The sequence below is a fragment of the Nonlabens sp. genome (assembly GCF_047636915.1).
Classification (GTDB): domain Bacteria; phylum Bacteroidota; class Bacteroidia; order Flavobacteriales; family Flavobacteriaceae; genus Nonlabens.
The window spans coordinates 1-11256 of the sequence record NZ_JBLIGN010000082.1 but is presented as its reverse complement, the minus strand read 5'-3'; the positions used below and the strand labels follow the sequence as shown (position 1 = coordinate 11256).

The 11256-nt window shown below is 38.9% G+C and carries 5 protein-coding genes and 1 pseudogene; 4 read left to right on the top strand and 2 right to left on the bottom strand.

Going from position 1 to position 11256, the window contains the following annotated elements:
• The 3 genes and pseudogenes from ACJAT0_RS10790 to ACJAT0_RS10780 form a co-directional block, all read left to right on the top strand.
• Positions 1-419, top strand: a pseudogene (locus ACJAT0_RS10790) (selenocysteine lyase); the annotation flags it as partial.
• A gap of 190 nt (positions 420-609) precedes the next feature.
• Positions 610-2697: a T9SS type B sorting domain-containing protein gene (locus ACJAT0_RS10785; RefSeq protein ID WP_415181653.1), complete on the top strand. Its 2088-nt coding sequence runs from the start codon at positions 610-612 to the stop codon at positions 2695-2697.
• Positions 2698-3389: 692 nt separating this feature from the next.
• Positions 3390-4958, top strand: a complete 1569-nt coding sequence (locus ACJAT0_RS10780; RefSeq protein ID WP_415181652.1) for a family 16 glycosylhydrolase — start codon at positions 3390-3392, stop codon at positions 4956-4958.
• A gap of 638 nt (positions 4959-5596) precedes the next feature.
• On the opposite strand, the gene polA is transcribed toward ACJAT0_RS10780, so the two are convergent.
• Complete coding sequence (gene polA, locus ACJAT0_RS10775; protein WP_415181654.1) at positions 5597-8434, bottom strand: DNA polymerase I; 2838 nt, start codon at positions 8432-8434, stop codon at positions 5597-5599.
• A gap of 320 nt (positions 8435-8754) precedes the next feature.
• Positions 8755-10020 carry an MFS transporter gene (locus tag ACJAT0_RS10770; protein WP_415181651.1) on the bottom strand — a complete coding sequence of 422 codons (1266 nt, stop codon included), beginning with the start codon at positions 10018-10020 and terminating at the stop codon, positions 8755-8757.
• A gap of 356 nt (positions 10021-10376) precedes the next feature.
• Between ACJAT0_RS10770 and ACJAT0_RS10765 the strand changes: the two genes are divergently transcribed.
• Positions 10377-11256, top strand: an 880-nt coding sequence (locus ACJAT0_RS10765) for a metallophosphoesterase (RefSeq protein WP_415181650.1), incomplete at its 3' end; no start/stop codon positions are given.

Here is an 11256-nt window from a genome sequence, read left to right as displayed (position 1 = left end):
TTTTCCATAAGGAAACAGGTGTTAGAAGTTCTCGTAAGGTCCTGAATTCTAAAGTGACTTTTATCAGTCGTTTTGAACCAGGACATCAAGACATGATTGCCTTTGGGAGTTTGCAGCAAGCCATTCTCAAGATTCATGAAATGGGCTGGAAAAAGGTAGCAGATCCGGTTAAATCACTTTCAAAAATAGCTAAAACCGCTTTTGAAAAACGCAAATTACTATCTCCAGTAGTTTGTTCAAGAAAAAACCATTCGTCTATTTTTAATATCAAAGGAGATCAAGACTTGTATGACAAATTAGTAAAAAACAAGATTCTCACTTCGTTACGCGGAGATGGAATCAGAGTTAGTTTTTCTCATTTTAATACAGAAGACGACTTGAATAAGCTGCTGGAAGTCTTAGATTTGTACCGCAATTAATTGTTAAAATTACTGTTGATAAAAATAAATTAGAGTAAAACCTACGGTTGCTACTTATTCGCAGGCATTTGTGCTTAGCACTTCGATACCCTCAGCGCTGGCCTGGCAAAGCCTTGAAATAGCAATGAGAAAAGAACGTTTTATTCCCATAAAGTCAAATGGTAAATGATATCAGACTAGAAATACGCTTATGAAAAAGATTCTATTATTTTGCTTTATCATCTATTCTCAAATAGGACTTTCCCAAAATCCAAATGATTGTTCTAATGCTATTTTACTTTGCGGTGATACAGATCTTGGAATTACGCCTTCTGGAATAGGAACAGATGAGTTTGCGCTTCCAGGGAACCCTACACCCATTTGCTATGATTTTAGAGCAGATCAAGTTTGGTTTAGAGTGGAAATAGAAACTACTGGGATTTTTAGTTTTGTATTGACACCAGATACAGCTCAAGCCGATTATGATTTTGCGGTATTTGGACCAGTTAATGATTGTAATAACTTAGGAGCCGCAATAAGATGCTCCAGTACAAATCCTAGTGCTGCTGGAGTGACAGGAGATACCGGCTTGAATGATTTAGAAACAGATGTAAATGAAGGTCCTGGTCAGCTAGGAAACGGCTTTTTACAGGAATTAACGGTGAATGCTGGTGAAGTGTATTACATTATTGTAGGTCTAGCGATAGGTCAAGGTGGTTTTTCCCTTTCTACAAGTGGTAGTGCAGACTTGCCTCCGTCGCCTACAGCAAACCCGGTTGCAGACCAGGATGTTTGTGATGACTTTGGACTTCAAGATGGTTTCAGAGAATTTGACTTTACACCTTTAGATGTAGATATTCTTTTGGGTCAAACGGGAGTCTCTGTGACTTATCATGAGTCTTTGAATGATGCCAATATAGGAGTGAATGCGCTTACTTTTCCCTATGCAAATACTTCTAATCCTCAAGAGATATTTGTTCGTGCCATAAGAAACGATTCTGATTGTACCGATTATACAGAATTCATAATTACCGTAGATGATACCACCGTAGTTACAGATGCAGATCCCGTTATTATATGTTCTGAGAATGCTACAGAATCTTTTGATTTTGAAACGATTATAGATGTATTAGTCCCTAATTCGGCCAATTTTAATGTTACGTACCATCTTACAGAGGCCGATGCAGAAAATGATTTGAATTCACAGGGCTCTTCGTTTACAGCTACTTTAGTAGAAGAGACGTATTTTATAAAAGTGATAGACCCAACAGGACTTTCCTGTGAATATGTAATTAGTGCGCCACTGTTTGTGGCAAATCCACCAGCCATTGCGACGCCTCAAGATTTGTTTTTATGTGATGACGATTTTGACGGTTTTTTAAACCTGACTCTTAGTGATCAAAACATGGAAGTTCTCAACGGGCTTGATCCAACTTTACATCAAGTTCAGTTTTATTCCAGCAGTATAGATCGCACTGGAAACCAAAACGCTTTAGGTACCAGTATTACAACCACTCAAAATCCGCAACGTATTTATGTGCGTGTTACTGAAAATAGAACCTCTTGTTTTGAAGATGTAGCATATAGCATTACGGTAAGGCCGAGACCAGTTCTTGGCGTTCAGGACGATATAATAGTATGTATCGACCCTGTAGCCCCTACAAGAGTAAGTGTAGCGTCAGGATTTGATTTTTATGAGTGGAGCACTAGTGAGATGGGAGCAAATCTCAATGCTATAGATATTGACCAGCCGGGAGATTATACCGTCACCGTGACTAACAATTTTGGTTGTGAGAGTTCTTTAACGATTACTGCCTTACCGTCAGACATAGCCACCCTAGATGATATTATTACTGAAGATTTTAGAAACGGTGATAACACCGCTCAGTTTATTGTTTCTGGACCTGGTGAATATGAGTTTTCAGTGGATAACGGTCCTTTTCAGAACAGCAATTTTTTTAGTGGTCTCTATAAAGGATTTCACAGGGTGAGAATACGCGATAAAAATGGTTGCGGAACATTGACCCAGCAATTTGTGGTTCTTGATTACCAGCGTTTTTTCACGCCTAATGGAGATGGTTTCCATGATTATTGGACATTTGATGGGCTATCAAGATTTCCAGACGCCATTATCTATATCTACGATCGTCATGGGAAACTCTTGCATCAAATGGCTCCAGAAGGAGTGGGCTGGGATGGAACTTTTGTAAATAATCCATTGCCATCGAGCACCTATTGGTTTACACTTCAAATTCCCAATAAACCATTGGTAAAAGGCTTTTTTGCTTTAAAGCGGTAGGATGGAGGTATTGCCTAAGCCAGGAGAAATTCCAGGATAAACTTTATAAAGGCTTGACGAAACACTACAGATCTATCTTAATGATTATTGGGTTAATGAGATCAGATAGAGTCAAAAGTCAATCAGGATTTCGAAATAAACGATCTATTATCTCAAATATTAAGAGAAGCACGGATCTGCACACCTATTTTTAAAAACTCATAAATAAGCAGTACTTTTTTGTCTCCATCTGAATACAGTAGGTGATCAAGTAGGTCTTGATTCAGATGGTCTACAAGCGGCTTTATACATAGATTCTGACGACTTTTGCTTGTTTTTTTTTTTAGAATTGTTTTAACAAGTTGAACCCACGCGACGGATAATTATAAATTTTAATGCTGAAAGCGTTAAGTGCGTCAACAGGGTATGGAACACTGAAAACGCTCTTAGTGGTGTTCATTAGATCAGATCGCACTTACAGAAACGCACGCAATGGAATTTAGTCGCAACCGCTAATAAACCCCAAACCCTTATAGCAGGACGTTGATCAGTGCAAGTGACTTTATTTAGAAAAAAAAATAATTTCTGGAATTTCCTTCCTTATTTTTATGAAATTATGAAAAGGTAGAAGAAATTATACTCATGTATAGTATTTGTTGCGTTATTTTATGGCATTATTGAATAATTCAGTAGTAATTTAGCAAAAAAACCTAATGTTGCATTTACGTTTCTTCTTGCTCTTATGTTGTGGGTTCCAATTCTTACAAGCACAACAATTCCCATTAGATTTTGAAAACAACCAATTTGGGTTTACTGGTTTTTCAGGAGCTTCTTTTTCTTTTAGAGTTGATCCACTACAATCTGGAAATAATGTAGGTCAGTTTAATAATAATGGAGCTCAAGCTAATCAAGGTTTTTTTATGGATGTAACCACTGCAGTGGATTTGAATACAGATCAGAATGTAAGCTTAAAATTTTATTCGTTCGACCCTAACGCTCATACCATCTTACTAAAGCTAGAAAATGGAACGCAGCCCGCTGTCGAGGTTACCCAACAAATCCCTAGTGGAGCAAATAGCTGGAACGAGGTCAACTTTGATTTTTCAAATGCTACAGATAGTGCTACCGGGAACACTTTTTCATCTACAGGGCAGTATGACAGAGTAACCCTATTTATAGATTTTGGTGTCACTACTTCTGGGACTTATTTATTCGATCAAATTAATAATGCTGCTGTATTTGTTCCACCTAACCCCATAGATGTAGTGTATACAAATTTAGTATGGTCTGATGAATTTAATACCGCTGGGAATAACCCTGTCGACGCTACAAACTGGTTTCATCAAACGCAACTTCCTGCTGGTGGAAATTGGTTCAATAATGAGGAGCAACATTATACCAATAGGTTAGATAATTCTTATGTGGAAAATGGGTCCTTACACATCGTTGCAAAGCGAGAAACCTATAGTGATCAATCCCGTACTAAACAATATACCAGTGCTCGATTGAATTCTAAATTTGCTTTTACATATGGTAGAGTAGATGTACGCGCAAAATTACCATTTGGAAATGGCACTTGGCCAGCGATATGGACATTAGGAAAGAATATAAATGAAGATGGTGGTTTTTGGGATGCTTCCCATGGAACGACCAACTGGCCGCTGTGTGGAGAGATAGATATTATGGAACATGGTTTGGGAGCTTTAAATCATGTTAGTGCTGCCTTGCATACCAATTGTGCGGGATGCTCCGGCAATACTAGAAACTTTAGGTCCACAACGCTTACTGATGTAGCAAGCAATTTTCACATCTATTCCATGAACTGGTCACCGCAACAAATCACTTTTTTGATAGACGATGTGCCTTTTTATATTTATAACCCAACAGTTAAAAATGTCGATACCTATCCATTTTATGAAGATCAATATCTATTATTAAATGTCGCTATGGGCGGTTATGCTGGGACCATTGATCCGAGCTTTACACAAAGCAGTATGGTCATTGATTACGTGCGGGTGTATCAAAATACGTTAGGTATAGCTGGTGAAGACGAAAACAAAGTCAATTTAAAAGCATATCCTAATCCAGCAACGGATACGCTCCATATAGAAACTATGCAAATCACGGATAAAGTAGAAGTATTTGACTTAGCTGGAAAACTTATTTTTTCAGAGTCACAGCAAACAAATCGATTGGATGTGACTAAGTTGAAAGCAGGACTTTATATTTTAAAAGTTTATTCGGCTGGTATTGTCGTGAATAGAAAATTTGTTAAAGAGTAACTCGTTTTCCTTACGGGTAGAATTTCCACAAGCCTTGTCATGCTGAAAAATTTGTGTGGAGAAAGCTTAATTGACGTACAGGTTGAATTACAAGCTTGTTCAGCAAGCATTTAGTATAGTCCCAGCTGCTGCTAAAACTGAAATAGGTTATCTTGATTCAAAAAACTGCCTCCGTCTAGTAGGCCAAGATAAAAAATTAGGATGTTGATTTGTGGAATGTCTTTTTAGATTTGGTAGGTACACATTTGATGTTCCATTTGGCATCATTTTTATGTTCCTTCTCGTCACGCATAGTGGTGCACTATAAAGGAAGATTTTAGCCATGCGGTTCTTCGCTCTTTTGAAAAAAAAAATCATTTTTCAAGTTAGGTGGAGCGATAGTTGGAGCCTTTTTTGGGTATCGAGAGTTGCCTGTTTTCTAGATAATCTACAAGTATGTAATAGCAATTTCCAGTAAAACCTCTAAGGAGTACCCTCTTTCAAGGGAACACTTTGATCCAGATTTTATCGGATGACCATCCCTTAAAGCAATTATAGCCTTACATATGGAATAATGTCTACTCAAGTTTTGAGCCTGCGAAAACCAACTTCGCCTATTTTATTTGTAAACCAACTACATAACTGCATGCGCAGGTATTTTAATGCGCCTCCAACCAGTTCTGACCCATACCAACTTCCACATCAAGAGGTACTGACATTTGATAAGCATTTTGCATCTCCTCTTGGATGAGTTTTTTCATGTCTTCTAGTTCATCGTTATGTATGTCAAAAACCAATTCATCATGCACTTGCAAGAGCATTTTAGACTTGCAGTTCAGTACTTCAAACTTTTTATAAATGTTGATCATGGCAATTTTAATAATGTCTGCTGCGCTTCCTTGAATCGGTGCGTTTACGGCATTGCGCTCGGCCGCGCCTCGCACAATTGCATTAGAACTATTAATGTCTTTTAAATAACGACGCCTGCCTAAAACTGTTTCTACGTAGCCATTTTCACGGGCAAAGTTCACTTGATTGTCCATATAAGTTCTCAGTTTAGGATAAGTCGCATAATAAGTCTCGATCAGTTCTTTAGCTTCTCCACGAGTTAAATCGGTTTGATTGCTCAATCCAAAGGCACTTACTCCATAGATAATCCCAAAGTTGACTGTTTTTGCGTTGCTACGTTGTTCTCTGGTCACGTCTTCTAAGGCGACATTAAATACTTTTGCTGCAGTAGAGGCGTGAATATCTTCACCACTTTGGAAAGCGGCCATCATGTTTTCTTCTTCGCTTAAAGCTGCGATAATCCTCAATTCTATTTGAGAATAATCGGCAGCTAGTAAGGTGTAATTGGCATCTCTAGGAACAAAAGCTTTACGCACCTGGCGACCGCGTTCTGTTCGGATAGGAATGTTTTGTAAGTTAGGATCTGTAGAACTCAAACGACCAGTTGCAGCAACTGCTTGCATATAATTGGTATGAATGCGTTGTGTTTTTGAATCTACTTGATGAGGCAAAGCATCTACATAGGTGGACTTTAATTTTGCCAGACCGCGGTAGTCCAAAACATTCTGAATGATTGCATGATCTTTGGCGAGGTAGCTCAGTACATCTTCGGCAGTGGAATACTGACCAGTTTTGGTCTTTTTAGGCTTTTCTACGAGTTGGAGTTTTTCAAAAAGGATAATTCCCAATTGCTTAGGCGATCCTATATTAAATTCTTCTCCAGCTGCTTCATAGATGTCCTTTTCCAGTTGAGTGATGTCTGTTGTTAAATCTCCAGATAGCGAACTTAAAAAGGCTTCATCCAGATTAATTCCTTCTATTTCCATGGCTGCCAGCACATCGAGTAAAGGCATTTCTATGTCTTTAAAAAGCTTGTCAGTTCCAGCGCTTTGTAGTTCCGGTACAAAATGCTCTTTTAATTGGAAGGTTATATCTGCATCTTCAACCGCGTATTCTTTTTGCTTTTCTAGAGCTACATCACGCATAGAAAGTTGGTTTTTACCTTTCTTTCCGATCAGTTCCACAATGGATTGTGGTGTGTAATTAAGATACGTTTCTGCCAGTACATCCATATTGTGGCGCATGTCTGGATTGATGAGGTAATGCGCTAGCATAGTGTCAAACATCGGTCCTTTTACTCGGACGCCATATTTGTCTAGAACTTTGATATCGTACTTTAAATTTTGCCCTACTTTTTCAATTTCCTCATTCTCAAAAAATGGTTTTAATTCATCCACTACAGCCTGTGCTGTTTCTCGATCTTCAGGGATAGGAAGATAAAATCCTTTACCTTTTTCCCATGAAAATGCGATGCCTACCAACTCTGCCGCGAGGGCATCTAGTCCTGTAGTTTCGGTATCAAAACAAACGCTGGATTGCTTCATTAAAGACTGTAAAAACAATTTTGTTCCCATTCCTTCTTGAACCAGTTGGTATAAATGGTCGCTAGTGGCTAGGGTCTGGCGTCCTGAGGTTTCTGTTTCAGCAGCATTTCCAGAAGCTGGAGCATCAAAAAGAGAAAACTGTCCAGCGCCAGCATCAGTGGAACTAGACGTCGAACTCGAACCAGCAGCTTTGGTTTCTGGCAAGTCTTTAGAGAAGATCTTTGCCATGGTTTCCTTGGCACGACGAAATTCCAACTCGTCAAAAATCTCGTGAACGGCTTCTACATCAGGATCGTCTAACTCGTAGTTTTTGGCATTAAAAGTTACTGGGCAATCCAGTCGTATGGTAGCTAGTTTTTTAGAAAGTAACCCCAGTTCTGCATGGGCAGCAATTTTCTCTTTCATTTTACCTTTCAGTTCATGAACGTTTGCGAGCAGGCCTTCCATAGAACCGTAAGTAGCTATGAATTTCTTGGCTGTTTTATCACCTACACCGGGCAAACCTGGAATGTTATCACTAGCATCGCCCATCATACCTAGGTAATCAATGACCTGTTCTGGTCGTTCCACTTCAAATCGCTTTTGTACCTCAGGAATCCCCCATATTTCAATACCGTTTCCCATTCTAGCGGGCTTGTACATAAAGATATTTTCAGACACCAGTTGTGCATAATCTTTATCTGGCGTTACCATATAAGTAGTAAAGCCTTCTTTCTCGGCTTGCTTGGCTAAGGTTCCTATAAGATCGTCAGCCTCAATTCCCTCTACCACTTCAATAGGGATGTGCATGGCTTTTAAAATACGCATGATATAAGGAACGGCTATTTTTATCGCTTCTGGAGTGGCGTCGCGATTTGCTTTGTACTCTTTATACATTTCTACCCGATCTGCACTGCCACCTTTATCAAATGCTACGGCTAGATATTCTGGCTTTTCACGTCTGATGACATCAAATAGCGAATTTGTAAACCCCATTATGGCACTGGTATCCATACCGGCACTATTGATTCTTGGATTTTTTATAAGCGCATAATAACCTCTAAAAATCAAGGCATATGCATCGAGGAGAAATAATCTTTTACCGTTTGTACCGTCGTTAGTCATCTTCAAATTTTGTAGATGTTAAAGATAAAATTCTCAAAAGACTTAAAAGTGGTTCTTATGCTATAAAACTTAATTTTTATACACAGAAAATTTATAGTTCCATAGAGAAGTTGGATGCGTGTTCCGCTTTCGCGAAAGCGAGATTGCGATAAGAACTAGAAACCAATTACACAAAGTAACTTAAAATTTAGCAGTTCCTTTTAACAAAATTGAAAACAGGTCGCTAAGAAGCAAAGGGAGCAACCTAAAAGGTTTGGAGCATAAGCTACTGGTCGTAAAACGCTATCCTCTGTTGCTTCTAGTTTCTATTATTTTTCTGGTCAACTTGTTTCATTATCCTCAAAATCCTTTCTTAAATCTAACTTTCTAAAAGTAGGAGATACTACCGCTGTGGTAATAACGGTGATTAAAGTCATGGTGCCACCGAAGACTACTGCGGTAACGGTTCCCATTAATTTGGCCGTGAGACCACTTTCAAAAGCGCCCAACTCGTTAGAAGAACCTACAAACATAGAGTTGACAGAGGCTACGCGACCACGCATGTGATCTGGTGTTTTAAGTTGGAGAATGGTCTGGCGTATCACCATAGAAACACCATCAGTAACACCGCTAAAAAATAGCGCCACAACAGATACCCAAAACATATGGGACAGGCCAAAGACAATAATACAGATACCAAAACCAAAAATAGCGATCAGTAATTTCATTCCTGCATTCTTGCTAATAGGGATGTAAGCGGTTGCAATCATGGTTAAAATAGCACCGACAGAAGGGGCAGCTCTTAAAACTCCAAAACCTTCACTACCTACTTGTAAAATATCTTGAGCAAAAATAGGCAGTAAAATAACCGCACCTCCAAAAAGCACAGAGACCATATCCAGGGTCAAGGCTCCTAAGACGGCTTTGGTTTTGTAAACAAAACTCAACCCTTCTTTTAAACTCTGTAGTACGGGTTCATTGATTTTAGTGTTTAAGATCGGTTTTTTAGAAATTAGGAAGACGGTAAAAAAGGAAAGGGTTACAAAACTAAACACAATACATAAAGACCAATGCACACCAAACCAACTGATCGCAAAACCAGAGAACGCAAGGCCTACAACAGACGCAATTTGCCAGGCAGAACTGCTCCATGTTGCCGCATTAGGATATGCTTTTTTAGGAACGAGAAGCGCAATCAATGAAAATAATATAGGACCAAAAAAGGATCTTAAAAAACCACCGAAAAATACCAAGGCATAAATAGCATACAGAACCGTATGTGTAGACCAATCACTTACCACTTCTGGCCAGGTCAATAAAAACAATCCCAAACTAATCAATGAAAAAGCACCAATACAAAGTGCTAAAAGATTCCGTTTTTCCCGTTGATCCACAATATGACCAGCAAATAGCGCCATGGCAAAGGCAGGAACAAACTCCATCAAACCTATAATAGCAAGAGACCAGGGATCTTTAGTGATAGAATATACTTGCCATTCGATCACAATAAACTGCATGGACCAACCAAACACCAATAAAAATCGCATGCCTAGGAAAATATTAAATTCTCTAAATCGCAATGCAGCGTAGGGATCGTTTTTTGCCAAAGTGTATGGGGTGATAAGTTTTTGGTATAAGTTGCAAAACTAAAACAACTGGAGCTCTTATTACTACTTCTAAATTTCTATTTTCAAAAGCTCCTTTCCTCAGTCCTTGATAATTGGTTGCGACAAATTTTTGGGAAGGGAAAGGTGGGCACAGCGAGCGGAAGCGAGTTTTGGTCGGGAAGGTGGAGAAAGTGTTCGAAATATCTCCATAAAGGCTAGTAATCAACCGTAGAATCATGCCTGTTTAAGGGAGAAGAATCGGTTCAACAACTTGTGAATTAGAATCAAACTTTTTCATTTCAATGCTTTAACGATAAACCAACGTTTTAAAAATATAAACTCATTAATTTTGTGGCATGTTTAGACTCCTCATTGTCCTAGCGTTTTTCATCGCTTTAGAAATTTATTCCTTTCAATTGATACGCACTTTATCCAGAGATCACTGGTGGAAATGGATATACCTTGCCGTATCCGTTTTAGCCATTCTCCATGTTATTTTACAGTTTATCTTACATCCAGACCGAACTCAGGTATCCGACTCTAGAGATATTGCTGTAACTGTCGTGTTGGCATTCTTTGCTGTGAAAGTAGTGTTTTGCCTATTTATGTTTGGAGAGGATATTTACAGAAGTATAGAAGGTTTGATCAGCTCGCTTTTGCGAAAGCGAGCTGATCAATCTTTCTTGCCAGGTAGAAGAGAATTTTTAGCAAAAGTTGGTCTGGCAGTTGCCGCTTTGCCATTTGGTGCGATTCTTTATGGAGCATGGCGAGGTAAATATGACTACCAAGTAAGGGAATATGAGCTGTCCTTTGATGATCTACCAGAGGCTTTTGATGGGTATACAATTACCCAGCTGAGTGATATTCATGTAGGGAGTTTTGACGATAGAGAAGAAGTGGCATATGCGGTTAAGCTGGCAAATGACCAGCAAAGTGATTTGATATTATTTACAGGAGATTTGGTTAATAATGAGGCCAAAGAAATGAACGGTTGGGAGGATATATTCGGATCTCTTACTGCAAAAGACGGTGTGTATTCTGTTTTAGGAAACCATGATTACGGGGATTATGTGCAATGGGATTCAAAGGAAGCCAAAGAAGAAAACATGCAACAACTCTATAAGGTTCAAAAGGATATGGGCTGGAGATTGCTGCTGGATGAGAATGAAAAAATAACCCGTGGCGCCGATTCCATCAGCTTAGTAGGTGTTCAAAACTGGGGTGGTGGCCGTTTTC